The sequence below is a fragment of the Sphingobacterium corticibacterium genome (assembly GCF_004208525.1).
Taxonomy (GTDB): Bacteria; Bacteroidota; Bacteroidia; order Sphingobacteriales; family Sphingobacteriaceae; genus Sphingobacterium; species Sphingobacterium corticibacterium.
In genome coordinates this window covers 1495482-1520165 of the sequence record NZ_SGIT01000001.1, presented here as the reverse complement: position 1 = coordinate 1520165, position 24684 = coordinate 1495482, and the positions used below count along the sequence as shown (strand labels likewise).

Here is a 24684-nt window from a genome sequence, read left to right as displayed (position 1 = left end):
CTTAACTTAACAACGATTTTACGACTTCCGATATCGTTTTACCATCTGCGCTTCCGGCAAGTTTTTGATTTGCAGCACCCATTACTTTACCCATATCCTTGATGGATGTTGCTCCAACCTCCGTTATAATACCTTTCACAACATCTTCAATGGCAGATCGGTCTAATTGCTTAGGCAGATATTCTTCTATGACTTGTAGCTCTTCCATCTCGATTTGGTACAAGTCGTCCCTATTTTGATTTTTGTAGATATCTCCTGATTCCTTACGTTGTTTTGCCAGTTTTTGTAATACCTTGATTTCCGTATCCGCATGGAGCTCGTCCACTTGGGTCTTCTCTGTTTTTGCCAATAATATAGCTGCTTTGATCGCGCGGAGACCACGTAGTTTAGCGTTGTCCTTAGCCATCATGGCCGCTTTAATATCCTGGTTGATTTTTTGCTCTAATGACATGTCGTATGAATTATAAATGATAGATTATCGTTTTCCTTGCTATGGAAAAATTACTATTTTGTGCATTCGTAAATTGTGCAGAAACCGAACGTTTGGGGTCTAACTTTTGTATCCCTAAATCCCACCTTCTGTGTAATGGTGGCAAATCTGTCGCCATCCGGAAAGTTTGCAACAGATTCTGGAAGATAAGAATAAGCGCTCGAATCCTTGGATATGAGCTTGCCCAATGCCGGTGTTAATTTATGAAAATGGAAATGATACAATTGTTTTATGGGAAAGGCGGTCGGGTTGGATAACTCCAAGATAATAGCCTTACCGCCCGGTTTTAATACGCGACGGATATCAGCAAGTCCCTGTTCTAGATTTTCAAAGTTACGGACACCGAAAGCTACCGTAACCGCGTCGAATGTATTGTCTTCGAATTGCAGTTTTTCCGAGTCGCCTAGTTGAACTTCGAATTGCTCTTGTAATCCTTTTTTCGCTATTTTTTCTCGAGCGACATCCAGCATACCTGCTGAAATGTCTATCCCGATGATCTTTTTAGGATTTAATATTCGAATGGATTCCAACGCAAAATCACCCGTGCCGGTGGCTACATCTAACATAAGCTGTGGCGTGATGCTGCGTAGTGATCGGATTGCCTTCTTGCGCCAAATTTTGTCGATACCCATGGTCATCATCCGGTTTAACATATCATACGTTTTGGATATGTTATTGAACATGGTTGCTACTTGCTCTTTTTTTCCACCTTCCTGTGCTTTGTAAGGTTTTATTGTTCGGGTATCGTTTGCCATACAGCAAAGATACGTTCTATATCATCCTTTTAAAAGAAAAGGATATAAAAATCGTGGATAGGTATAACTATTTGGTACTGAATATGAACACCGTTGATAGCCTTATTTTCGGTTTAACCACTATCGTGAACAGGAGTTTTAAACACCATCATAAGTTATTAACATTCCTATAACTTGTTGGATTGAAAGAGACTTTTTTTTGTTTCCACACGTTATTAACAAGAGGTGTGGAAAACGTTGGTGTGGAAACCCGTATCCGCAAGGGAGTTATAATGAAGCTTTTTTAACATACTCCGAAGTGTGTACAAATAGATGGATTGTTCCTGTTTATTTTTTATATTTTTGTTGTTCGTTGCGATCAACACGGACACTAAAACAGAAGAATTTTTTGGAATGGCGATAGAGAATGAATTTTCGAACAATGCGGGGGGCAGAACTAATTTTGCTAAGAAACGGGCTAGTCTCCACAATTTAGTAAGTGGATTGGGTAAATTGCCGCCACAAGCTTTAGATTTGGAAGAAGCGGTTTTAGGGGCGCTCATGCTAGAGAAAAATGCACTTAGTGAAGTTATCGACATTCTTAAACCGGACTCTTTTTATAAAGAAGCACATCAAAAAATATACGAAGCCATTTTTAACTTATTCCAACAGACTTCGCCCATTGATTTATTGACAGTAACCGCAGAGTTGCGAAAAATGGGAGCATTGGAAATGGTGGGGGGTGCCTATTATATAACACAACTGACAGATCGTGTTGTTTCTGCAGCGAATATAGAATTTCATGCCCGTATTATTTCCCAAAAATATATTCAACGGGAACTGATAAAGGTGTCGACCGAAATTATAAATAATTCCTACGACGAGACGACGGATATATTTGATTTGTTAGACCATGCCGAGAAATCATTGTTTGATATCGCGCAAAATAACTTGCGCCGTGATTCACGGAAAATGGATGATATTATGCGGGAGGCGATTACGAATCTAGAAGCGCTTCGTGACCGTACCGACGGATTGACGGGTATTCCATCTGGATTGACAGCTTTGGATCGAATGACATCCGGGTGGCAACCTTCCGATCTGGTTATTATTGCGGCCCGTCCTGCTATGGGAAAAACAGCCTTTGTATTATCTGTTGCGCGAAATGCTGCGGTAGACCATCAACGTCCGGTAGCGGTGTTTTCATTGGAGATGTCGTCTGTACAGTTAGTTAATCGTTTGATAGCAGGTGAAACAGAAATCGAACAAGAAAAATTAAAAAAGGGAAATCTTGCCGATCATGAATGGCAACAACTACATTCCCGGATAGGCAGACTAACGGAAGCACCTCTTATTATTGATGACACGCCTGCATTAAATGTTTTTGAGTTTCGAGCAAAATGTCGTCGCCTAAAAGCACAGCATGATATCCAAATGGTAATCGTGGATTACTTGCAGCTCATGCACGGCAAGAGTGAGGGGAAAGGTGGAGGAAACCGGGAACAAGAAATCGGTAGTATTTCACGAGCATTGAAATCCGTTGCGAAAGAATTGAATATTCCGGTATTGGCGCTTTCCCAGTTGAGTCGTGCGGTGGAATCCCGTCCTGGGAATAGTAAACGTCCGATGTTGTCGGATTTGCGGGAATCGGGATCTATCGAACAGGATGCCGATATGGTGCTATTCCTTTATCGACCGGAATATTACGGGCTCACGGAAGACGAAGAAGGACGGCCTACAGCTGGTGTAGGAGAGGTTATTATTGCCAAGCACCGGAATGGTGAAACGGGTATTGTGCCCTTACGCTTCGTTGGTAAATACGTTAAGTTCGTCGATTTGGAAGAGGATTTCGGTGGTGCGGATTCCTTTGGCGGAGGAATGGACAACTTTTCGGCGATAGGACCGTCTGATGCTTTTGGAGGAGCTGGCGGTTTTGGTGCTGGAGGTATTACGATGCCTTCGAGGATGAACGATATGCCGGACGATGCACCTTTTTAATATGAAAAAATAAAAAGCCTACATTTTGTAGGCTTTTCACTAAACATTGAAACAAATACCCAGTTTCTATGGGTAAGTCGTTACTACTTTGCTTACTTTCCAGCCATCTCGACTGTGATTTAGCGTAATATAATCTACACGTGTAAAGTTGTCAAATTTCATGATGGCTTTCGCGACACAGGCTTTGCCACACTCATCAAGCATCTCGTAGGTTGTTTCACAGTTGAATTTCAGGCCTTTATTTGTCTTTAAAAAATTCGTATAGGTTTTTTTGTTGTAGCGTAGATTATTTGCCGTGTTTTGGTACTCAAAGTCTTCCGAAAACAGAAATTTGTTGAATGTTATGCTACCTGCGGTAGCGGCCTCCAGGTATGTTCTGATGATATTTACCGAATTAAGATCTTTCAACGGGTTAACTTTTTCCGCTGCATAAGAACAGAATGACGTCATCATGATAAATGCTGTTGCGATGGTTGTAATTGTCGTTTTCATTGTCGTAAGGTTTTTGATGTTGTTAATATTTATTTTTTAATTCTTTATGTTTTATAGTTGTTTTGATGACTCAAAAGTAGGTTGCTGCTGTGGAGGAGAAAACGTCAATTAGACTAGCATTTGATATTTCTCGGTAAATCCGGTATAATATTCGGTGAATTTTTTTGGTAAGTATTGTTGACATTTAATATGCGTTGGATAGCGTTTACCGTCGGATGTTTTTTCTTCCAATTAATTCTTTATATTTTTGCACTCAGTTTTAGATTAACTTAAGCGAGGGAAATAGTATGCCAGTCAAGATACCAGATAGTCTTCCAGCTATTCAACTTTTGGAGAAAGAGAATATATTTGTGATGAGCGATTTAAGAGCGAACGCGCAGGACATTCGCCCTTTACGTGTTCTTATTCTTAATCTGATGCCCCTTAAAATAACGACGGAAACTGATTTCATAAGACTGTTATCTAACAATCCGCTACAGGTCGAAATAGAATTTGTTCGGCTAGACACCCATATTTCTAAAAATACACCTGAGGAGCATTTGGAGATGTTTTACAAGGGATTCAGTGAAGTGCGTGACGATTTCTACGATGGTATGATTATTACTGGAGCACCGGTGGAGATGATGGATTTTGAGGCTGTATCTTATTGGGAAGAGATCCAGAGCATATTTGATTGGGCAAGAACGCATGTTACCTCCACCTTATATATCTGCTGGGCTTCGCAAGCTGCACTTTATCATTTCTATGGTGTAGAGAAATCACCTTTAGCAGAAAAGTTATTCGGTGTATTCAAACATACCGCTATAGAAAAACGACATCCTTTGTTTCGGGGCTTTGATGACGAGTTTTTTATTCCACATAGTCGCCACACCACTATTTTAAAAACATCGATAACAGATAAACAAGAGATTTCTGTTTTGTCGGAGTCAAGAGATGCAGGTCTTGCCATTCTTTCTTCCCGAGGAGGACGCGAGTTCTATTTTACCGGACATTCTGAATATGCACCGCTCACATTGGATGATGAATATAAAAGGGATTTAGAGAAGGGCCTAAATATTGATATGCCTCTAGACTATTATGTCGATAATAATCCTGATAACCCCCCGTTGGTGCGTTGGACAAGCCATGCAAACTTGTTGTTTAATAACTGGTTGAATTATTTTGTATACCAAGAAACACCGTTTGACTTGAAAGATGTTCCGAATCTGGGCGAAATAAAGTTAACGGTTTAATATATACTTCAAAGAACAGTCGCGAACGAAACGAAAAAGGAAGTAAAGTCAGGCTTGCATCGCCCGGTAAGCAATACCTGACTTTTTTTTACTTCCACATGAGATGTTTCTATAAGGATGCCTAATCTTCAGATTCATAATCCGGTCTCCGCTTGTTTTGGCATCAGAAACTACTGAATAACTTTGTTCCGCGATGTCGGCAAATTGGATAATTATATTTTTGTCACCAAAAAAAACTGTAGAAAGTAGGTTTTTCAGGGTAAAAGGTTAATTTTTGGGGGTGAAAAATGTCGTGATGTGCAGATTTGCTACACTTACGGTTAGGACAAGTAGTATAGAATTAGTGACTAAAAGCCTTTTTTAAGGTACATATTATTTTGTCGCGTTCTTTTATACTTTCATCACGAATGTCATGTTCATTATCCCTAGATATCTTTATCTTCAAAATATTTATTTAATTTTTTGCCATATTTCATGCAACTCCGATCCGGACGGGGATATGGGCATAGGAACTGACCCTAGCATGAACGCTTAATAATTAACACTTAATTTGAAAAACATGAAGATTTTAAAAGTATGGTTACGTAGAGTACTTACAGGACGTCGTACACAAGTGGCATTACCTACGATAGTTGCATTTTGGGATTTGGAAGCTGCAGGCAGGAAAGAACCGAAATGTTTTTTTAGAACGTTCTAGACTTGATATGGAAAGCCTGCCCTCGGACAGTTCAGGGCAGACTTTCTTTTAATGATTAAATTTTGGGTATTAAAGAACCTCTATGATCATGGATTTTTTGGAAAGAAGTGCTACAAACGACAGCGATGTCGCCACATCTTGGCTTTACGCTTTATTCGCCGCGAATCTGTATAGATTCTGTCCACAGATAGATACGGTCAGTTATCCTGATATCTATCGTCGTCTAATTACTTCTAGATACCGTGCTTCGGACGATCAATTAGCGGACGTGTTGCCAGTCAAACAAGAAGTTCTGACCAGTCTGACATCATATATTCAACAGATAAAAGATCGACCGGGTATCGTGGCTACTTTTCACACCGGTTCTTATCGTTTGCTTAGCAGAGTAATGTATATGCAAGGATTAAACGTGGCGGTGGTCATGTCTCGGGAGATCTTAGCGGAGCAGGGTGAGTATCTGTTTGCACAACATGCGAAAATGGAAGACGTAGGGGGATTACAGTTGATTGATGCTGATGCAGGTAACTGTCTTCTTAAAATGTTAGTTGCGTTGCGCGATGGCTATCATATTGTCGTTTATATGGATGGTAATCATGGAGCAGCACCTACCAAGGATGAGTCGGATAACGAAGAAGTTTCCTTTTTCCATTGTAATCTTGTCGTGCGTAAAGGTTTAGCGGTATTATCCCATAAGCGGGATATTCCCATTTATCCTATCCTTTCTTCCTTGGATGAGGCAGATGATACGTTTTATAAAAGCTATCCCACTATCTTTCCCCGTAAGGAGGAGCCATTGGAAGATTATACAACGCGTGTATTTCGAAGATTATATGATCATTTACAAGAAGTTATTTCTGTAAAGCCGGAGATGTGGGAGGGATGGCTATATGTCCATACGATGCCGGGAAAGAGAGAACGGAACAACAAAAGAAGACGAAATCAGTCATATTGGCCTTGCCGTGTCGGGACTCGATATTATATGATGATCAGTCCGCGGTACACCTGTCAGGAGATTGGTAAATTGTCTTTTTTGTGTATGCGTAAGTGGAAACGCTTAACAAGACAGATGAAGAGTTAAATTTTTTTTTGTAATTTTAGCGGGAGAAGCACTACCTTATTCAACCGCGATGAAGAAAATTGCTGAACTTAGAGTTCCTACCAACGTCCTTATCCATCTTTTAGGGTGGGTTGCCCATTATTGGCTAACCGCTTCACGTAATCAAACGAGCGAATTCGAAGGCAATATATACGTGGCAGCTGCGAGTTTCTTTTTGCTTTACATTCCACTTTTTTATACCGTGTGGTTTATAGTAGGCTACTGTGCTGTCCGACGCGCATGGAAATTCTGTTTTTTGCTATTGCTTTTATTCTATCCCACATTGGTGAGCATCACGTACCTTATGATTTATAAGGTGTTCCCATTGTACGATATTGTGTTTTACAACAGTGAGTATAGACTTACATGGATCGATCTCTTTTCTACCTTAATTGTAGAATATTGTAAATTATTGGTACATGTTTTTCTGTTTAGGTTAATCCTGTGGGGGATTCGGTCCATTGCGGTCCTCAAAAAGCAAAAAAATGAGAATAGTGAACTCAAAGAGCAACAATTACGCTTTGTTTTGGATGGACACTTTCAATACAATGTCCTTTCTTCGGTTGCGAATCAACTGGCGTTGAAAGGGAATTGGGAATTCGCAAGATCATTGGGTAGATTGGGAAGTGTTCAGCGTTATAGTTACGAGAAAACGCACGCTCGGCTGACAATGATCAACTTGCGGGAGGAAGTTAATCAAGTGGAAAGCTTAATCGATGTCTTACGTCTCCAATATGGAAATAATGATGTGGTAGAATATGTGAAAAAGGGAACAGTGGATGGACATAAGGTGCCTCCTGTTTTACTCTTGAGTTTCATGGATAATGTCTTAAAATATGCATCCGTGAACGATACTGGGCGCTCCATTAAAATAAAAATAGATTGTCAAGACGATATGTTCACCTTTGTTGCTATCAACAAATTCGAAAATAAGCGCGGATTTAGACGTAGTAGCGGTATTGGATTATCTAGTATTCAGGAACGTTTAGATCTTTTAGCGCAGCAACGTTATAGCTTGCGTTACGGCGCGCGCTTCGGGTATTTCTTTGTAGAATTAACGATTAAAAAAAGTGAACATGGATCAGCCTAGCGCTAGATTACGTGTATTTCTTTTGGATGACGATCCCGTCATGTTACGCGTATTATATACTTATTTACAGACGGATAGCCGTTTGATCGTGGTAGGTACAGAAACGGATAGTATTCGCGCTCTTCATTATATGCGAAATAATCCCGTAGACCTATTGATTTCAGATATCGTTATGGAAGGGTTTGATGGTATTTCTTTGATTCGGACGATTGATCCTCGTCCGGCAGTCATTTTGGTAACTGCATATGGCGAACGCGCTATGGATGCGTTTAGTGCAGAGGCAGATGATTGTATTCCCAAACCGGTTGACTATGTCCGCTTAGCAGAAGCTATAAACCGGGTGATAAAAAAAGTGAATCAATACGGAGTGTCTGGAAGTGATTTTATCTTTGTGAAAGACGTTAAGGAAGGTTTTGATGCGAAGATTATCTTTTCTGAGGTAGGTTTGGTGAAAAGTGACAAAAATTATGTCTGTTTTCACTTATCCGATAAGCGTAAGATAAGAGCTCGTACCACACTCAGAGAATTACTGTCGATATTGCCATGCAATATATTTATCCAAGCGCACCGTAGTTATGTTGTTAATATCCACAAAGTCATGAAATTTTCCCGTGCGATGAAACAGTTTTATCTGTTGGATGATGATACACCTCTTCCTATTGGTGCCGAATATCTAGACGATTTTGTCAACGCATACTATCCTTCGGAAAAATCTATCATTTAATGTCTGTACTGACTCGGATTTTAATTTTAAAAAATATATAAACTTTTCCTGTTTTTGGTTACATTTGTTTATACTTCAATTTATAAACCGTTCCAAATATTATTATGCACGTTAACAACACGTCTACAGAAAAAGAAAGTCTGACCAAGCGAAAATCCATTTTGGGTATACGCTTATTTTTTATTTATCTGATTTGCTATGCAGGTTTTGTATTGATTGGTGTTTTCCAGTACGAATTGTTGGCCTTCCAAGTGCTCGGAGGGCTTAATCTGGCTTTGGCATATGGGATTGGGCTTATTATTTTTGCCGTTATTCTGGGTGTCGTATACAATTATTATTGTACCAAATACGAAGATGAGGCAGAAACCGAACAGTCCGATGAGGTCGAAGAGGGAGGGGCTATATGATTTATGAAATTTCGTATATAGCACTGTTGTTCTTTTTTATTTTTGTTGGGTTGGTTGTAGGACTTTCTTTTTATTTTGGAAGGAAGACCCGTTCGTCTTCTTCTTATTATGCAGCTGGCGGGCAGATCCATTGGGGAGTCAACGGAATTGCTTTTGCTGGAGATTATTTATCGGCGGCCTCTTTTCTAGGGATATGTGGGATGATTGCCATATCGGGTTTTGATGGCTTTTTGTATGCTATCGGTTTTCTGGGTGGCTGGGTTGTCGCTTTATTTCTTATTGCCGAACCATTCAAACGCTTGGGGAAATACACCTTTACCGATGCGCTGAATGCCAAGTTCAATTCGCGGGCAATAACGTTGTCCGCATCCATCGGAACCTTGATTGTATCTATCTTTTATCTTATACCTCAAATGGTAGGAGCGGGCGATTTGGTGATGCCTCTTCTTGGTATGCCACATTGGGCAGGTGTGCTGTTGGTCGGTGCTATTGTGATTGTTATCGTAGCTAGTGCCGGGATGGCTTCCACGACCTATGTGCAGTTTTTAAAAGGAGGGTTGTTAATTGTGCTATCATTGGTCCTGACATTCTTTATCCTCAAAAACGGATTGACCTTAACACCGGATTTCAAAGGTAGTAGTAGCCATTATACCTTCATGGAACTTACCCCGCAAGTGGAAAATGAAAAAGTGACGACTGTATCCGGTTGGGACGTCGTTACCCAGCAGGCCGTAGGTGATAAAACATTTGTCAAGCTTTCGCAAGATGGAGTTGAACGATGGTTTGATTGGACCCAAGATCAGAACGGGCATCGGTTGAAAGAGGCTCTGACGGTTATACAGAAGGGGAATGGACAAATATTATACAACGGAGAACCAAAAGAAAACCGTCGTTTTTATCAAGTGGGGCACATGAGCAAAATTGTGGTCAACGGGCAGGAAGTGCAAAAAACGGGATCAGTCAGTCCATTTGAGTTCTTATCAGCCTTGCAAGGCAGTGAGATTGTCCGGTTTCTAAAAGTCAAATTTTCGGATGGAGAGGATCAAGTATCCGTTTATTATCAGGAACCTACAGCTGGTGCAACCTTTATGCTTCCAGGACTTAAATATAAAATTGGTCGTGATGCGAATCTCTGGAGTAAATTGGATTTCATATCGTTGATGTTAGCGTTATTTTTGGGCACAGCGGCTTTACCACATATTCTGATACGTTATTATACCGTTAAAACACCTCGTGATGCCCGGAAGTCGACTATCTTGGCGATAGCTGCTATCGGAGGTTTTTATATCTTGACATTGTTTATGGGACTTGGTTCGGCGGTGAATGGCGTTTTGGATGTAGAATCCAGTAATATGGCGGCACCGCTATTGGCACGTGCATTTGGTGCCGTGCTTTTTTCCATTATTTCGGCGGTGGCCTTTGCTACCGTATTAGGTACTGTAGCCGGATTGATCGTAGCCTCCTCTGGCGCGATTGCACACGATTTTATTGATGTCTATCTAAAGAAAAACCTAAGCGACCACCGGAAAGTTCAAGTAGGAAAAATTGCCGCATTTGCGGTTGGGATTTTTGCTATTCTGTTGGGCATGGCATTCAAAGGAATAAACGTTTCTTTTTTGGTGGGATGGGCATTTGCCATCGCAGCATCGGCCAATTTACCGGCGATTTTGTTTTTACTTTTTTGGAAGAAAACCTCCGAAACAGGAATTGCTGCATCTATTATTGTCGGTATTGTTTCCTCTTTATTGATCATTCTTACTTCGCCCACCATGTGGGATAAATATGGGTTGGATGCTGCGGGCGCATGGCATCAATTGGAAAATCCGGCGTTGATTTCTTTTCCGCTGGCAGTACTGACTGTATATTTGGTATCATTATGGTATCCGAAGCGGAATGGAGGGATGACTGTCGAAAACAATGTTGCTAAGTAAGGGGTGATATTGGAAATAGAAAAAAGCTCGATTCTATTTTTATGGGAATCGAGCTTTTTATTTTTGTATAAAATTTTAGGTCAGATTTATGCCGATTATTTAATTAACCCTGCCCGCTTCAATAATGCATCTACGCTAGGTTCTTTTCCACGAAACCGCTTGTAAAGCGTCATGGGATGTTCTGTCCCTCCTTTAGAAAGGATGTTCTCTTTGAATTTGTCGGCTACGGTCTCGTTAAAAACCCCTTTTTCCTGAAAATAGGCAAACGCATCCGCATCTAATACTTCTGCCCATTTATAGCTGTAATAGCCTGAAGAGTATCCTCCATTAAAAATATGTGAAAACGAAGGACTCATGGCGTTTTCTGTAACATCGGGAAGCAGTTGCGTAGAAGCAAAACAGCTACTTTCAAAAGCCTTGAGATTGTCGACAGGTGTCGGGTCTTGCGCATGCCAGCCCATATCTAATAATCCGAATCCAAGTTGACGTAAAGTGGCCATGCCTTCCATAAACGAGGCCGAAGCCTTAATCTTATCAATGAGCTCCATGGGGATCGTTTCACCTGTTTGATAATGTTTAGCAAATAGTTCGAGCGCCTCTTTTTCGTAACACCAGTTCTCCATGATTTGGCTCGGTAGCTCCACAAAATCCCAAAACACCGATGTTCCGGATAAAGTAGGGTAGGTGGTATCGGCTAACATCCCATGTAGGGCGTGGCCAAATTCGTGGAAGAGCGTCGTAACCTCGTTGAACGTAAGTAAAGAAGGTTTCGTAGCCGTGGGACGTGTAAAGTTGCATACAATAGATATATGCGGTCGCTCATGCTGACCATCCTTAAAATATTGTGGTTTAAAAGATGTCATCCAAGCACCGTTACGTTTACCTTTTCTCGGAAAGAAATCTGCATAAAATATAGCCACTAGATGTTGGTTATGATCGGTGACTTCAAATGTGCGAACCTCTTCATGGTATTTATCGATATGCTGTATTTCATGAAAGTGCAGGTTATAAAGTTTATGGGCGATGGTAAAGACACCATCCATTACTTTTTCAAGCTGGAAATAGGGTTTTAGTAACTCATCATCTAAATTGAATTTTTCCTGTTTCAACTTCTCACTATAATAGGCTGTATCCCATTTCTCAAGTTGTGCTATGCCATGCATATTGTTTGCAAAAGTACGGAGTTCCTGCAGTTCTTGTTCGGCAGCTGGTTTCGCTTTATGTAGCAAATCATTTAAGAAAGCTTCTACATTTGCGGGTTGCTTTGCCATGCGCTCTTCCAATACAAAATGGGCGTGTGTATCATACCCTAGCAATTGGGCACGTTGGAAACGTAAGCGTACTATTTTAAGGATATTCTCCGTGTTGTTGTATTCATTATCTTGAAACGCTTTACGTCCGGCAGCAATAGCAATTTCACGTCGAAGCGTCCGGTTGTCTGCGTAGGTTATAAAGGGGATGTAACTTGGATAATCTAGTGTAAATATCCAGCCTGTTTTATCTTGTATTTCAGCTAATCCTCGTGCAGCTTCTATTGCACCTTCCGGTAAACCTACCAAATCCTGGTCATCGGTTATGTGTAATTGATACGCGTTAGTTTCCGCCAATACATTCTCTCCAAATTTTAGCTTTAATACAGAGAGTTCTGCATCGATCTGACGTAATATTTCCTTTTTCTCCTCCGCTAACAAAGCGCCGTTTCTAACGAAATCACGATAAGATTTTTGTAACAAAGTATGTTGCTCGCCGTTTAACGAAAGCTGATCTTTTTGGTCATACACTGCTTTTACTCGCTCGAATAGTTGCGGATTCAATGTGATGTCGTTAGCGAGCTTGGATAACTTTGGAGCGACTTCCTGGGCTATCTTGTCAAGTTCATCGTTGGTTTCTGCGGAGTGCAAGTTGAAAAATATGTTGGATATGCGATCCAGTTCCATACCGGAATAGGCCATTGCCGCGATGGTGTTTTCGAAAGTCGGCTTATCGGAATTGTTGATAATAGCATAGATTTCGGCCTTTGTCTTTTCGATGGCGATGTCAAATGCCGGAATATAATCTTCGTTTTTTATTTGTGAAAATGGCGCAGTATCATGCGCCGTATTGAATTTTTGATTTAATATAGACATACGCAAAAATACGCGTTATTTTTTTCCTTTGGATGTTTTTTTCTTTTCGGCATCTTCAAAATCCCGAAAAATCAATCTTTCCATCGTCTTTTCGATGCGTTCCCGGCCTTCGTCTTCGTTAATATCAATGCCACCCACTGTACTGCCATTATTTTTGGCATGTAATGTCAAATAGTAAATTCCACCAAGAATAATAGCCAGTGTAGCTTGAATATCTACGTCGGTATTTTTAAACTGGGTGGAAATAAGGTCAAGGGCATTCTTACCAACTTCTTCGCGTTCGTCTGCAATTTTTCGCAATAACTTATTTTTTACACCCATTTCCCAGTGGATAATACGCTGCATGGATTTGTCTTTCAGGAACGAATCAAACTGTAACTGGAATAAATCATTAGCGTCTTTTGCACGAAGAGATTTTGAACTTTCGGCAAGCTCGGTAATCTGTGTTTTAAGCTTTCCTGCCCAAAAATCCTTTTCTAGGATATATTCCTCTATCAGCCCATCTAAATTTCCAAAATAGAGATAGATAAGCTTAGGGTTTAGACCAGACTCTTTCGCTATATTCGTAATGGTAAGCCCTGCATACGTATACTTTTGCAATACCTTGCCTACGGTCGCTATTAATCTACGCTTGGTTCGTTCTTTATCGCGTATGGGTCCAGCTACAATTTTACGTGTTTTTTTTGCCGGAATAATTTCTGATTCTTCAATCACTTTATTTTTCTTTTTCGCCATGGGTTGGTAGGTTTTTTTTAATCGATTGTTATACTCTATTTTTGTAAAGTTGGCTATTTATATTGGAAATATCAAATAGATAAAATTCTTTTTTACGTATTTTTTTAATTGTATATTAAGGTGTTATTGCAATTATTTAGATGAAATTTGATGTATTAATTCTCAATTTATTTCTTCTATTGGCAACAGGTAGGCATAAAAAATAATAAAGGCAGTAAGAATAATGATCTTACTGCCCTTATCTATTTATTTAATAAATTTTTAGCTAGTCTTTGATGCTGGGTATGTTGACGACTTCGTCGGTATCCATGTCGTAATCTACCGCGTCGAAATTAAAACCAAACAAGTTAAAGAAATCATTACGGTAACCGGAGATGTCAGATATCTGCTCTAAATTTTCGGTCGTAATCTGTTCCCACAGTTTAGCCACTTCTGCTTGCACGTCTTCCCGCATTTCCAAATCATCTACCCGAATACGTCCTTTTTCATCTAACGGAATTTCGCGGTTCGCATAGAGACGGTCAGCAAATAGCCGTTGCATTTGTTCGATGGTGCCCTCATGTATGCCTTTTTCTTTCATTACTTTATAGAGCAAGGAGATGTATAGTGGAACAACGGGAATAGCCGAACTTGACTGCGTTACTAAAGCTTTATTTACCGAAACATAACTAATACCACCTATATCCTGTAATAGATCGTTGAGAACCGGTACAGTACCTTCCAAATCATCCTTTGCTCTACCGATTGTACCATTTCTATAGATCGGATAGGTAAGTTCTGGGCCGATATAAGAATAGGCTACTGTTTTCACGCCATTTGCCAATACACCTGCTTCTTTCAGCTGCGCTATCCAAAACTTCCAGTCTTCACCGCCCATTACAGCGACAGTGTTATGGATATCTTCTTCACTTTCTACAGGTTGGATGGAAATATCTGAAACCACACCGGAGTGAAAATCTACCGTTTTATCCGTAAAAGTTTGTCCGATAGGTTTCAAAACGGATGCGTGGGCTACTCCGGTATTTGGATGAGTACGACGTGGGGAAGCTAATGAATACACGACCAAATCCACCTGTCCAAGGTCTTCCTTTATAAGATCAATGGTTTGTTTTTTGATTTCGTCCGAAAAAGCATCCCCATTGATACTTTTTGCATAAAGTCCAGCGTCAGAAGCTTCCTTTTCAAAGGCGGCAGTATTATACCAACCGGCCGTACCTGGTTTCCCGGGAGCAGCGGGCTTTTCAAAAAACACGCCAATGGTAGCGGCATCTGAACCAAAGGCCGCGGTAATCCGTGAAGCCAAACCAAAACCTGTGGAAGCACCAATTACCAGGACTTTTTTAGGGCCATTCTCGATTTTACCTTTAGATTTTACATAATCTATTTGCTGTTTAACATGTTGAGCTGTTCCTTCCGGGTGGGAAGTCAAGCAAATAAAACCTCTTACACGTGGTTGTATAATCATATCGTTTTTTTATCTTTCCAAATAATGATGCAAATATAACAATAATTAGCTATTGCTTCCTACCAACGCCGATGCAGGAATAACGGATCAAAAAAGGACTATCGAAGAAAGTTATAACAAATTAATATTTTGCGATGCCAATATATCTCGTTGCTCATTATCCCATATACTTACTTGTACTTCTCCGATGTGGGCTTTTTTGAGCATAAACATACAAACACGCGACTGGCCGATACCACCGCCGATAGATGGCGGCAACTGATCGTTGAGTAACATGTTATGAAAGGAAAGCTGTGTTCTTTCCATGCTTTGTCTTAGCTCCAACTGATGTAGCAGTGCCTTTTTATCGACGCGGATACCCATAGAAGAAAGTTCAAAAGCAGTATGTAGGATAGGATTCCACACGAGAATATCTCCATTCAACCCTTTGTATCCATTTTCGTTATCGGTACTCCAGTCATCATAATCAGCAGCACGACCATCATGTGCAAAGCCGTTACTTAGTTCTCCGCCGATGCCATAAATAAAAACAGCACCATATTCTTTAGCTATAGCGTTTTCGCGTTCCTTTGGGGTAAGATCGGGGTATTTTGCCAGTAGCTCTTCTGAAGCGATGAAGTGTATATCTTTTGGTAAAACGGCCTGTTTGGCAGGATATCGTTGTTCTACCTCGTGTTCGGTCTCGTAGAGCGCCCGATAAATCTTTAATACGGAGTCTTTTAGATAGGTGAAAGTACGGTTTTCACGATTTATATGTTTCTCCCAGTCCCATTGATCAACATAGATCGAATGAATAGGACTGTAGTCTTCATCAGGACGTAAAGCACGCATATCGGTTAAGATACCCTCGCCCGATTCAATTTCCAGTTCTTTTAAACGTAATCTTTTCCATTTTGCAAGAGAATGGACGACTACAGCACGTTGCTCATTTAATGATTTGATCGGAAATCCAACAGGACGTTCGATGCCATTTAGGTCATCATTAATGCCTGTTCCATCCAGTACAACAAGCGGTGAAGAAACCGGAATAAGGTTCAATGCCTGAATTAATTTCTGTGAAAAAGTATGCTTAACAAACGTAATCGCTTGTTCTGTCTTTAGTAAGTTACGTCCCATAAAAATGCTAGCCCTCAAAATACCATAATCCAGATTTTGAAGATTGATATTTTTTTAAATTTTATCAGCAAAAATAAAGGTTTTAATAACAAAACAAAGGATGTTTTGAAAATTTTACTAAAAAATAGCTTAGGATTTTGTCACTCGTTTATACAGAGGCGTTTATTATTCTTTTATACAGAGAAGCTTTCGCCACAGGCGCAGGTACGTGAAGCATTCGGGTTATGAAATTCAAAACCTTTTCCGTTAAGTCCATCGGAGTAATCTAACTCTGTTCCTGCTAGATAAAGATACGATTTGATATCGAGACAAATTCTTACGCCTTTATCTTCACAAAACTGGTCTCCTTTTTTTTCTTCGTTGTCGAACGATAACTTGTAAGAAAGACCGGAACATCCACCACTTTCCACGGCAACCCGCACAAAGTAATTGTCGTCATAATTTTCTTTTTGCATGATCTGTTCGATGCGTTGCTTTGCTTTATCTGTGATCGTTACCAATTCGTTCATCGTTTTTTCTTTCTTGCCTTTACAAAAATCGTTATTCTTTTGTATACTTCCAATTTTTCGCGGTTTGCTGAATGTCAAAAAATATTTTCTTAGAGCACTCCTTTGTTAAAAAGCTGCCAGATGGGTGAGGATGAGCGTAACTTTTGGACGACATCGACCAGGCTGTCCATGGTTTGTTGGATATCTGCTGCCGTAGTATATTTACTTAAGCTGATACGGATGCTGCTGAATGCATCTTCGTCGCTAACAGCCATCGCTTTTAATACATGTGATGGGTCTAGAAGGCCCGAAGTACAGGCAGAACCAGAGGAGAGTGCAATGTTGGGAAGGCTGGTCATGATTTCCGCAGCTTTGATGTGCCGGAAAGCAATGAAACTAGTGTTATCTAATCGTAGAGCCTGCTCACCATGGATGATGACTTCGGGTATTAGCTGCTTGATTTGCTTTTCTAGGTCGTCACGGTAATGCCGGGTTTCTGGATGCGCGCCGGCAATTTCCAATGCTTTTCCACAGCCTACAATACTTGGTACATTTAAGGTTCCACCGCGAAAACCGTTTTCCTGTTGCCCGCCGGATATTAACGGAGGTATCTGTATGGGTTTACGTTTGCGACGCACATATAGTGCACCTACACCTTTGGGACCGTGGAATTTATGTGCGCTAAAGGTTAAAATGTCAATAGGGATCTGCTGTAAATTGATGTCTTGTTTACCAACCAGTTGTGTCGCATCGCAGAAAAACAACACGTCTTCTTCTTGACAGATTTGCGCTATCGCTGAGATGGGGTGAACCACGCCTGTTTCATTGTTAGCTGCCATGATACATACCAAGATGGTGTCAGGCCGAATACTGTCTTGGAGAAGCTGTAAATCTATTGCACCGTTATGATCAACAGGCAAGTACGTTATTTCTATACCAGCTCGTTCCAATTGAGCACAAGTTGCCAAAACTGCTTTGTGTTCCGTTTGGCAAGTAATTATATGTTTTCCCTTTCGGGCATACGCATAGGCAATTCCTCGAAGTACCATGTTAATACCTTCCGTTGCACCGGAGTTAAAGAAAATTTCGCTTTCCTTCACCTGAAACCTCTGTGCGACCTGTTGTCTTGCCCACACGACGGCTTGATTCGCATCACGCCCAATCCGGTGCTGTACACTGGACGCATTTCCGTATGACTCCTGTAGAAAAGGAAGCATAACGTCCAAAACCTCGGGGGCTATCTTTGTAGTGGCATTATTGTCCAAGTATATCCATGACATAGTCTAAAGATAGCGTAAAAAAGATAAAAACGAGGTGTTGTAGAAGCTATTTTTGTTTAGGGTACCGGAATTCCGAGCAGACAATTAATCGAGTGAGCGCGTAAGGACATAATAGCGGTAAGCAAGTATAGCTTGTTCCCATTTAGTCAATTTACTGGGATCCTTGCCCGACAATTTCGGCAATATGCTTCTATTTAGTTTGTTCAAAAGACGGAATATGCTTTTTGTCATGACGTTTTCTTTATGGCGTATATATAGTATAAACACACCGCCCGACAAAACGTTTTATCGGACGGTTTTTAAACGTCTTATCGTTGTAAAAGAACTTTCTCCCTGTTCCAGGTAAAGGCCGTGAACAAAATAGCCAATCCACAGGATAATAATACAATTTCAAAGCTTGCATTCCATCCGCTGTGATCCACGATGGCACCAAGGGCGGCATTCGCCAACAGGTCGCCGATAAAATAACCAAACAATCCGGTTAACCCTGCTGCGGTACCTGCTGCTTTTTTAGGAACCAGATCCAATGCCTGAACACCGATAAGCATAACCGGCCCGTAGATTAAAAAGCCAATAGCCCATAAAGAACCGTTTACCAGCCACGCTGTTTCTCCCGGTGTAATCCAATAAAGAAATACGGCCAGCAATGTCGCGGCCATATAGATGATCGTGACAGGCGCGCGACGTCCCTTAAAGAGCTTGTCGCTCATTAATCCGCATAGGATGGTACCCGGTATAGCTGCAAGCTCATAGATAGAAGCCGACCAAGTTGCTTCGGATGCAGTAAAGTGCTTGGCTTCCTGCAGATAAGTAGGTGCCCAGTTGATAATGCCGTTGCGGACCAGATAGACAAAGGCATTGGCAACAGCAATAAACCACAGCATTTTATTGTTAAAGATATACTTGAAAAAGATATCTTTCGCGCGAAATTCTTTTTCCTGCGATTTGTCATACGTTTTAGGGTAATCGTTGTTGTATTCCTCAATAGGAGGAAGGCCACAAGATTGCGGTGTGTCGCGTACCAGTAAAATCGATATAAAAGCGACCAATATAGCCGCTAAGCCTGGGAAATATAAGCGGGCCTGCCAATCTACAAATAATTCAACCCCCAATATAGCTAACGGACCAACTAAAAAACCGCCAACGTTATGCGCAAGATTCCAGATAGACATCGTTGTGGCCCTTTCCTTGATAGAATACCAGTGTACCACCACGCGGCCACAGGCCGGCCAACCCATACCTTGTACCCAGCCGTTTATAAATAGAAGTGCGAATATAATGCCTATAGATGATGTGGCAAAAGGGGAGAAACCCATGAATATCATGGTTAATGCAGAGAGTGTCAGACCCGTGGCCAGAAAATACCGGGCATTACTTCGATCCGAAACATTGCCCATCAGAAATTTGCTCAAGCCATAAGCGATTGATATGGCAGACATGGCAAAACCCAATTCCGCCTTAGTATAGCCCAGCGAATCCTGTAAATCTTTAACGGCAAAGGAAAAATTCTTGCGAACAAAATAATAAGCAGCATATCCTATAAATATACCTATGAATACCTGTAGACGTAATTTTTTATATTCTGGGTCTATTTTATCAGCCGGTAGCTGAGGTTTGTGTGCCGCTGGCTTGAAAATATTAAACATAGATTTTTCGGTGCTTGTTAAAATAAATTAGGGTAATCACTGATGATGCCATCCACTTGGATAGCTTCCAATTTTTCTATTTCTTTTTGATCATTCACCGTCCAGGGGACGATCTTGATGCCGGCTTTATGAGCCTCTTTGACAAATTTAGGTGTAACTAACGAATAATGCGGGCTAATAATGAAAGGACGGTAGCCTAGCTCGGCTACAAGTTCCGAGATCGACTTCTTGTTTTCTCCTCCAATCAGAAACGACGTTTTTATCTGAGGATAGACCCGATTAATATATTGGATGGTGCGTTTATCAAAGGATTGTATAACAGTTCTGGATGCGATTCCTTTATCGATGATAACCTGCAATAAGAGATCCGAAAATTGCCGTGGATCTGGGTGGTAATCGCCGTCTTTTCCTGCTTTGCTCTTCGTCTCTATGTTATAGAACATGGGAGTATTTCTTTTTCCCTGTGCGTAGTTTTCCGATTCGTCGATAAGATCAGACAATAAGGCTATGGTCGTAGGCACTTTCTTTTGCTGTGGAAAGTCCTCATAGAATTTACTTCCAATATCAAATTGTGCCAATTCAGCATAGTTGTAGTGATAAATTATTCCCTTATAGTCTTTTCCAGCAAGTGGTTTCCCGTTGGTATATTGGACAAACTTTGGATTCAAATAATGGTCATGATAGACCACAACGCGATTATCTTTCGTGATGTGACAATCCATTTCCAACGTCGTAACTTTTGGCAGGTCAATTGCCGTTTTCATAGCGCCAATGGAATTTTCCGGATAAAGTCCACGTGCCCCACGGTGCCCTTCATAAGAGAATGTGGGGAACGTATCGTTATACTGCACTGGTTTATTCCAGGAGGATAAAGAACCACAAGCGCTGGATAATATTAGCGTGCCCATAGCAAGAGTTGTCTTGAAATACGGTTTTTTTATAGTCATGCTGAAGAATATCTAGATTGATAGGGGTATGTTGCCCTAATAAATAGTAATATACAGTGTAGCGGCTATAAGCGCACCGATGATAGGTCCGACGACCGGCACCCAGGCGTAAGCAGCATCAAAAGGTGCTTTATTTCGGATGGGTAGCATGGCGTGCATAATACGCGGTCCCAAATCGCGCGCCGGATTTATAGCGTAGCCTGTTGTACCGCCTAATGAAAGACCAATTACCCACACCAGAAAAGCGACCGGTATAGCGCCTATTGAACCCAAACCGATAGGCGTACTGTCGTCGGCTCCACCCAAGGAGGCATCGGTGAAATGCAAAATGGTGAATATAAGAACAAATGTGCCCACTATTTCACTGATTAGATTAATGGGGAGGTTTCGGATAGCCGGTGCTGTACAGAACACCGCCTGTTTTGCTCCGGCATCTTGTGTTTGAGCGAAATGATCTTTATATACGACCCATACCGTAAAAGCACCGACCATGGCACCGATTATCTGTGCGGCCATATACGATAAAGAAGTCGCCAGATCCAGCTTTCCTAAGGCGAGGTTGGCGATGGTAACTGCCCAGTTCAAATGTGCGCCGCTATACGGCCCAGCAATAGTCACGCCGACAAATACCGCCATGGCCCAGGCGGTCGTAATGACTATCCATCCACTGTTGTTGCCTTTGGTGCCTTTCAATACGACATTTGCCACAACGCCTCCGCCTAATAATATCATGGACGCTGTACCGATCAACTCTGCTAAAAAAGGTGTCATAATAATGCGATTAAAATCAATATCTTATTTATAGTCTGCCCAGAATTTTACAGTGTCTGTCGCTCTTTTCCACGCTTTAAGCTGTGGTTGATATTTCTTTTTCTTGTCAGCAACAAAGGTTCTTTCCTCTTGCCACAAAGACTGCAATTGGTCAATGTCTTCCCAAAAGCCGACCGCCAAGCCCGCTAAAAATGCGGCTCCCATAGCTGTTGTTTCGGTGATGGCTGGGCGAATGACATTGGTTTTTAAAATATCAGCTTGGAATTGCATAAGGAAACTATTCTGTGTGGCACCTCCATCCACCCGTAGTTCCCGGATTTTAGATTGAGAATCTAATTCCATCGCTTTGAGTATATCGTAGGTTTGATAAGCAATGCTTTCCAATGCCGCTCGTGCAATATGGGCGTCATTTGAGCCACGGGATAGCCCGAGAAGTGTTCCTCTCGCGTCCGGATTCCAATGTGGTGCACCTAAACCCGAAAAAGCAGGAACCAGGTATACGCCGTCTGTACTCTCTACACTCATGGCCAATTGCTCAATATCACTTGCTTTTTTGATAATGCCCAATTCATCGCGTAGCCATTGGACAACTGCTCCGCCGATGAAGATACTTCCCTCTAACGCATAATTAACTTCTTTGCCAATTTTCCAGGCGATGGTCGTTACCAATTTGTGCGTGGAGATTACAGGCTTTTTGCCAATATTCATCAGTAAAAAACAGCCTGTTCCATACGTGTTTTTTACCATACCTTTTTGGGTGCATAGTTGACCAAACAAGGCAGCCTGTTGATCGCCTGCAATCCCCGCAATAGGGATTGGTCGAGCCCCTAATGTCGTGCTGGTTTCTCCATAGACTTCCGAACTATCGCATACGGTAGGCAACATGGATGCAGGAATATCAAAGATATCTAGGAGCTCTTCGTCCCAAGCTAATGTATGTATGTTGAAGAGCAGTGTACGCGATGCATTGGTGACGTCTGTGATATGTTTGTTGCCGTCGGTCAGATTGTAGACGAGCCAGGAATCTATTGTTCCGAACGCCAATTCCCCCTTTTCGGCCAATTTGCGAGCACCTTTGACGTGTTTAAGGATCCAATTGATTTTGGACGCAGAAAAATAAGCATCGATTAAAAGACCGGTCTTCTCTTGTATTGTTTTTGCCAAACCTTTTTCCACGATCGACTGGCAATAGGCTGCGGTACGTCTGTCTTGCCAAACAATAGCATTATGAATAGGTTCGCCGGTTTTTCGATTCCAAATAACCGTTGTCTCGCGCTGATTTGTAATACCGATGGCTTTGATGGCGTCTAGTTTTATGTTGGCTTTTGCAATAACCTCCGTTAATACACTAAGTTGTGAGGACCATATTTCCTGCGCATCATGTTCGACCCAGCCCGACTGGGGAAATAGCTGTGTGAATTCCTTTTGGGCGATGTTTTCAATTTCCCCCTTCTTATTGAAAAGGATAGCTCTGGAACTTGTCGTACCTTGATCTAGCGCTAAAATAAATTCTTTCTTCATTCGAATAACATGTTTAAGGCTTTATCCCCATGTGGGGTTACTATGGTTGCTTATTTCGGAAGACAATGTATAATTTTTTACTAAGAGTTCATAATCTACCAACTCACTATGTAACCATTCATTGTCTTTATCTAATTGTTCTGCCATGATTTTAGCGACCAGTGGAGCAGCTTCTAAGGAAGCTTGTGCGTCCAATAGTAATAATCTGATCCGTCGGGCAAGAAAATCCTCTACTTTTACAATCATCTCATTCTTGCAAGCCCAGATTACTTCGGCAACGGTGAAATCGTAGTCCTTATGGAGCTTTTCGGCAAAGGCAGGGTTGTTGTCCATTAATTTTTGAATAGCCACCATGTCGGAACCATACACTTGCCAATGTCCTGCATGTTTATCTTCTGTGTATCCATGCAGCGGTAGGTGATTAGTCTTGCAAGTACTTTGGGGTAGTTTCCCTATTTTAATAGCCAAATTCACCGTTTCTTCCCCCATTTTTCGATAAGTTGTCCATTTGCCTCCGGTGATGGTAATAAGTCCCGAATCACTTTTGATGAGTTTGTGATCTCTCGAAATTTCTTTTGTACTGTTCCCGTCGCCGTTGGTAGGCGCGGCAAGAGGTCTTAAGCCAGCAAATACACTACGTATGTCTGCGCGAGTAGGCGCATTTTCCAGATATTCGTTAGCGGTAGAAAGGATAAATTCGATTTCTTCCGCTAAAGGCCGGGGTTCAATTTGATGCTCATTTAGTGGTGTATCTGTCGTGCCTAATAAAACTTTTCCATGCCAAGGAACGCCAAAAAGAACACGCCCGTCACTTGTTTCCGGTATCATAAGCGCATCTTCATTTCCCAGAAACTTCTGATCAATGACAATATGGGCGCCTTGGCTCGGGCGTACCAGATTTTTGTGGGTGGGCGTATCTAGTTTAAGAATATCGTCTACAAAAATTCCAGTAGCATTAATAACGACCTTTGCTTGTACGTCATATGTTGTCCCGTTTACGCGATCTATAAAAGAAAGCCCGTTTACCTTTCCGTTAGCATCTTTCCGTATGGCAGTTGCCTCTGCGTAGTTAAGTGTAACCGCATCGTATTCGGTAGCTGTTTGGGCGAGGTTTATCGCTAGACGAGCATCATCAAATTGTCCGTCGAAATACTGTATGCCCCCGCGTAACCCTTTCGTTTTTACTTTGGGGAGTTTCTCAACTACTTCCTTTTTACTTAACAACGCGGATTTGCCGATGCGTAGACGACCTGCCATCCAATCATATAGTTTAAGGCCGATAAGAAACTTAAGTTTGTTGAACAAACTATACGATGGGATAACGAAGCTCTGTACAAAAGAAACATGAGGTGCGTTTTGGAAAATTAAACCACGTTCTTTCAATGCCGAATATACGAGTTTGATGTCGCCATTCGCTAAATACCGTACGCCTCCATGTACTAATTTTGTGCTTTTACTTGACGTGCCTTTGGCAAAATCGTACTTTTCTATCAAAAGTGTTTTATAACCTCGAGTGGCGGCATCGACTGCAATGCCGAGTCCAGTTGCCCCGCCACCGATGATGGCGATATCCCATGTGCTGTTGTTTTCTATAGCATCTATCGCTTCGGTTCGTGTGAATATCATTTTGATTTGTTTCGTTGTTATTTTTATTTAACGGTAAAAATAACAAAAAACGTAAACAAACGAAACTTTTTG

Annotated in this window: 22 protein-coding genes; 7 read left to right on the top strand and 15 right to left on the bottom strand. The window is 41.4% G+C overall.

Annotated features, from left to right (window positions below):
- Position 1: 1 nt before the first annotated feature.
- Complete coding sequence (locus EWE74_RS06355; protein ID WP_130140647.1) at positions 2-451, bottom strand: GatB/YqeY domain-containing protein; 450 nt, start codon at positions 449-451, stop codon at positions 2-4.
- 53 nt (positions 452-504) lie between these two features.
- Entirely contained in the window at positions 505-1245 is a 741-nt protein-coding gene (gene ubiE, locus EWE74_RS06350) for a bifunctional demethylmenaquinone methyltransferase/2-methoxy-6-polyprenyl-1,4-benzoquinol methylase UbiE (protein ID WP_130140646.1), read from the bottom strand.
- A 393-nt stretch (positions 1246-1638) separates the two neighbouring features.
- Between ubiE and dnaB the strand changes: the two genes are divergently transcribed.
- Entirely contained in the window at positions 1639-3222 is a 1584-nt protein-coding gene (gene dnaB / locus EWE74_RS06345) for a replicative DNA helicase (protein ID WP_130140645.1), read from the top strand.
- A gap of 66 nt (positions 3223-3288) precedes the next feature.
- Here dnaB and EWE74_RS06340 read toward each other — a convergent pair whose 3' ends face one another.
- Positions 3289-3714, bottom strand: a complete 426-nt coding sequence (locus EWE74_RS06340; RefSeq protein WP_130140644.1) for a hypothetical protein — start codon at positions 3712-3714, stop codon at positions 3289-3291.
- 287 nt (positions 3715-4001) lie between these two features.
- On the opposite strand from EWE74_RS06340, the gene metA reads away from it, so the two are divergent.
- The 6 genes from metA to EWE74_RS06310 all read left to right on the top strand — a co-directional run bounded on the left by metA (position 4002) and on the right by EWE74_RS06310 (position 10891).
- Complete coding sequence (gene metA / locus EWE74_RS06335; protein ID WP_130140643.1) at positions 4002-4946, top strand: homoserine O-acetyltransferase MetA; 945 nt, start codon at positions 4002-4004, stop codon at positions 4944-4946.
- A 779-nt stretch (positions 4947-5725) separates the two neighbouring features.
- Positions 5726-6721 (top strand): hypothetical protein, encoded by a 996-nt coding sequence (locus EWE74_RS06330; protein ID WP_130140642.1) that lies wholly within the window; start codon positions 5726-5728, stop codon positions 6719-6721.
- A gap of 49 nt (positions 6722-6770) precedes the next feature.
- The gene (locus EWE74_RS06325; RefSeq protein WP_130140641.1) at positions 6771-7829 is read left to right on the top strand and encodes a histidine kinase; all 1059 of its coding nucleotides are present in this window, start codon (positions 6771-6773) and stop codon (positions 7827-7829) included.
- A complete protein-coding gene (locus tag EWE74_RS06320) occupies positions 7816-8553 on the top strand; it encodes a LytR/AlgR family response regulator transcription factor (protein WP_130140640.1) in 738 nt (245 codons plus the stop codon). The genes EWE74_RS06325 and EWE74_RS06320 overlap by 14 nt, the downstream gene beginning before the upstream one ends.
- A gap of 104 nt (positions 8554-8657) precedes the next feature.
- Entirely contained in the window at positions 8658-8960 is a 303-nt protein-coding gene (locus EWE74_RS06315) for a DUF485 domain-containing protein (RefSeq protein WP_130140639.1), read from the top strand.
- Positions 8957-10891 carry a solute symporter family protein gene (locus EWE74_RS06310; protein ID WP_130140638.1) on the top strand — a complete coding sequence of 645 codons (1935 nt, stop codon included), beginning with the start codon at positions 8957-8959 and terminating at the stop codon, positions 10889-10891. Before EWE74_RS06315 ends, EWE74_RS06310 begins: the two co-directional genes overlap by 4 nt.
- A gap of 95 nt (positions 10892-10986) precedes the next feature.
- On the opposite strand, the gene EWE74_RS06305 is transcribed toward EWE74_RS06310, so the two are convergent.
- From EWE74_RS06305 to EWE74_RS06255, 12 genes are all read right to left on the bottom strand, one after another.
- Positions 10987-13017 (bottom strand): M3 family metallopeptidase, encoded by a 2031-nt coding sequence (locus EWE74_RS06305; RefSeq protein ID WP_130140637.1) that lies wholly within the window; start codon positions 13015-13017, stop codon positions 10987-10989.
- 15 nt (positions 13018-13032) lie between these two features.
- Positions 13033-13752 (bottom strand): TetR/AcrR family transcriptional regulator, encoded by a 720-nt coding sequence (locus EWE74_RS06300; RefSeq protein ID WP_130140636.1) that lies wholly within the window; start codon positions 13750-13752, stop codon positions 13033-13035.
- Between the two features lie 265 nt (positions 13753-14017).
- The gene (fabV, locus tag EWE74_RS06295; RefSeq protein ID WP_130140635.1) at positions 14018-15217 is read right to left on the bottom strand and encodes an enoyl-ACP reductase FabV; all 1200 of its coding nucleotides are present in this window, start codon (positions 15215-15217) and stop codon (positions 14018-14020) included.
- A 111-nt stretch (positions 15218-15328) separates the two neighbouring features.
- On the bottom strand, positions 15329-16333 hold the full coding sequence (gene asnA / locus EWE74_RS06290) for an aspartate--ammonia ligase (protein WP_130140634.1): 1005 nt from the start codon (positions 16331-16333) through the stop codon (positions 15329-15331).
- Between the two features lie 173 nt (positions 16334-16506).
- Entirely contained in the window at positions 16507-16833 is a 327-nt protein-coding gene (locus EWE74_RS06285) for a HesB/IscA family protein (protein WP_165384674.1), read from the bottom strand.
- Positions 16834-16931: 98 nt separating this feature from the next.
- A complete protein-coding gene (locus EWE74_RS06280; RefSeq protein ID WP_130140632.1) occupies positions 16932-18101 on the bottom strand; it encodes a cysteine desulfurase family protein in 1170 nt (389 codons plus the stop codon).
- Between the two features lie 84 nt (positions 18102-18185).
- Positions 18186-18332: a hypothetical protein gene (locus tag EWE74_RS21075; RefSeq protein WP_165384656.1), complete on the bottom strand. Its 147-nt coding sequence runs from the start codon at positions 18330-18332 to the stop codon at positions 18186-18188.
- 77 nt (positions 18333-18409) lie between these two features.
- A complete protein-coding gene (glpT, locus tag EWE74_RS06275) occupies positions 18410-19747 on the bottom strand; it encodes a glycerol-3-phosphate transporter (RefSeq protein WP_130140631.1) in 1338 nt (445 codons plus the stop codon).
- Positions 19748-19764: 17 nt separating this feature from the next.
- On the bottom strand, positions 19765-20655 hold the full coding sequence (locus EWE74_RS06270) for a glycerophosphodiester phosphodiesterase family protein (protein ID WP_130140630.1): 891 nt from the start codon (positions 20653-20655) through the stop codon (positions 19765-19767).
- A gap of 75 nt (positions 20656-20730) precedes the next feature.
- Positions 20731-21465, bottom strand: coding sequence for an MIP/aquaporin family protein (locus EWE74_RS06265; RefSeq protein ID WP_130140629.1), 735 nt, complete (start codon positions 21463-21465; stop codon positions 20731-20733).
- A 24-nt stretch (positions 21466-21489) separates the two neighbouring features.
- Positions 21490-22986, bottom strand: coding sequence for a glycerol kinase GlpK (gene glpK / locus EWE74_RS06260; RefSeq protein ID WP_130140628.1), 1497 nt, complete (start codon positions 22984-22986; stop codon positions 21490-21492).
- Between the two features lie 21 nt (positions 22987-23007).
- Positions 23008-24612 (bottom strand): glycerol-3-phosphate dehydrogenase/oxidase, encoded by a 1605-nt coding sequence (locus tag EWE74_RS06255; RefSeq protein ID WP_130140627.1) that lies wholly within the window; start codon positions 24610-24612, stop codon positions 23008-23010.
- Positions 24613-24684: the final 72 nt, after the last annotated feature.

Excerpts from the sequence above, each read along its gene's own strand:
- EWE74_RS06355 (WP_130140647.1), bottom strand. The coding sequence starts at position 451 with ATGTCATTAGAGCAAAAAATCAACCAGGATATTAAAGCGGCCATGATG.
- ubiE (WP_130140646.1), bottom strand. The coding sequence starts at position 1,245 with ATGGCAAACGATACCCGAACAATAAAACCTTACAAAGCACAGGAAGGT.
- dnaB (WP_130140645.1), top strand. The coding sequence starts at position 1,639 with ATGGCGATAGAGAATGAATTTTCGAACAATGCGGGGGGCAGAACTAAT.
- EWE74_RS06340 (WP_130140644.1), bottom strand. The coding sequence starts at position 3,714 with ATGAAAACGACAATTACAACCATCGCAACAGCATTTATCATGATGACG.
- metA (WP_130140643.1), top strand. The coding sequence starts at position 4,002 with ATGCCAGTCAAGATACCAGATAGTCTTCCAGCTATTCAACTTTTGGAG.
- EWE74_RS06330 (WP_130140642.1), top strand. The coding sequence starts at position 5,726 with ATGATCATGGATTTTTTGGAAAGAAGTGCTACAAACGACAGCGATGTC.
- EWE74_RS06325 (WP_130140641.1), top strand. The coding sequence starts at position 6,771 with ATGAAGAAAATTGCTGAACTTAGAGTTCCTACCAACGTCCTTATCCAT.
- EWE74_RS06320 (WP_130140640.1), top strand. The coding sequence starts at position 7,816 with ATGGATCAGCCTAGCGCTAGATTACGTGTATTTCTTTTGGATGACGAT.
- EWE74_RS06315 (WP_130140639.1), top strand. The coding sequence starts at position 8,658 with ATGCACGTTAACAACACGTCTACAGAAAAAGAAAGTCTGACCAAGCGA.
- EWE74_RS06310 (WP_130140638.1), top strand. The coding sequence starts at position 8,957 with ATGATTTATGAAATTTCGTATATAGCACTGTTGTTCTTTTTTATTTTT.
- EWE74_RS06305 (WP_130140637.1), bottom strand. The coding sequence starts at position 13,017 with ATGTCTATATTAAATCAAAAATTCAATACGGCGCATGATACTGCGCCA.
- EWE74_RS06300 (WP_130140636.1), bottom strand. The coding sequence starts at position 13,752 with ATGGCGAAAAAGAAAAATAAAGTGATTGAAGAATCAGAAATTATTCCG.
- fabV (WP_130140635.1), bottom strand. The coding sequence starts at position 15,217 with ATGATTATACAACCACGTGTAAGAGGTTTTATTTGCTTGACTTCCCAC.
- asnA (WP_130140634.1), bottom strand. The coding sequence starts at position 16,333 with ATGGGACGTAACTTACTAAAGACAGAACAAGCGATTACGTTTGTTAAG.
- EWE74_RS06280 (WP_130140632.1), bottom strand. The coding sequence starts at position 18,101 with ATGTCATGGATATACTTGGACAATAATGCCACTACAAAGATAGCCCCC.
- EWE74_RS21075 (WP_165384656.1), bottom strand. The coding sequence starts at position 18,332 with ATGACAAAAAGCATATTCCGTCTTTTGAACAAACTAAATAGAAGCATA.
- glpT (WP_130140631.1), bottom strand. The coding sequence starts at position 19,747 with ATGTTTAATATTTTCAAGCCAGCGGCACACAAACCTCAGCTACCGGCT.
- EWE74_RS06270 (WP_130140630.1), bottom strand. The coding sequence starts at position 20,655 with ATGGGCACGCTAATATTATCCAGCGCTTGTGGTTCTTTATCCTCCTGG.
- EWE74_RS06265 (WP_130140629.1), bottom strand. The coding sequence starts at position 21,465 with ATGACACCTTTTTTAGCAGAGTTGATCGGTACAGCGTCCATGATATTA.
- glpK (WP_130140628.1), bottom strand. The coding sequence starts at position 22,986 with ATGAAGAAAGAATTTATTTTAGCGCTAGATCAAGGTACGACAAGTTCC.
- EWE74_RS06255 (WP_130140627.1), bottom strand. The coding sequence starts at position 24,612 with ATGATATTCACACGAACCGAAGCGATAGATGCTATAGAAAACAACAGC.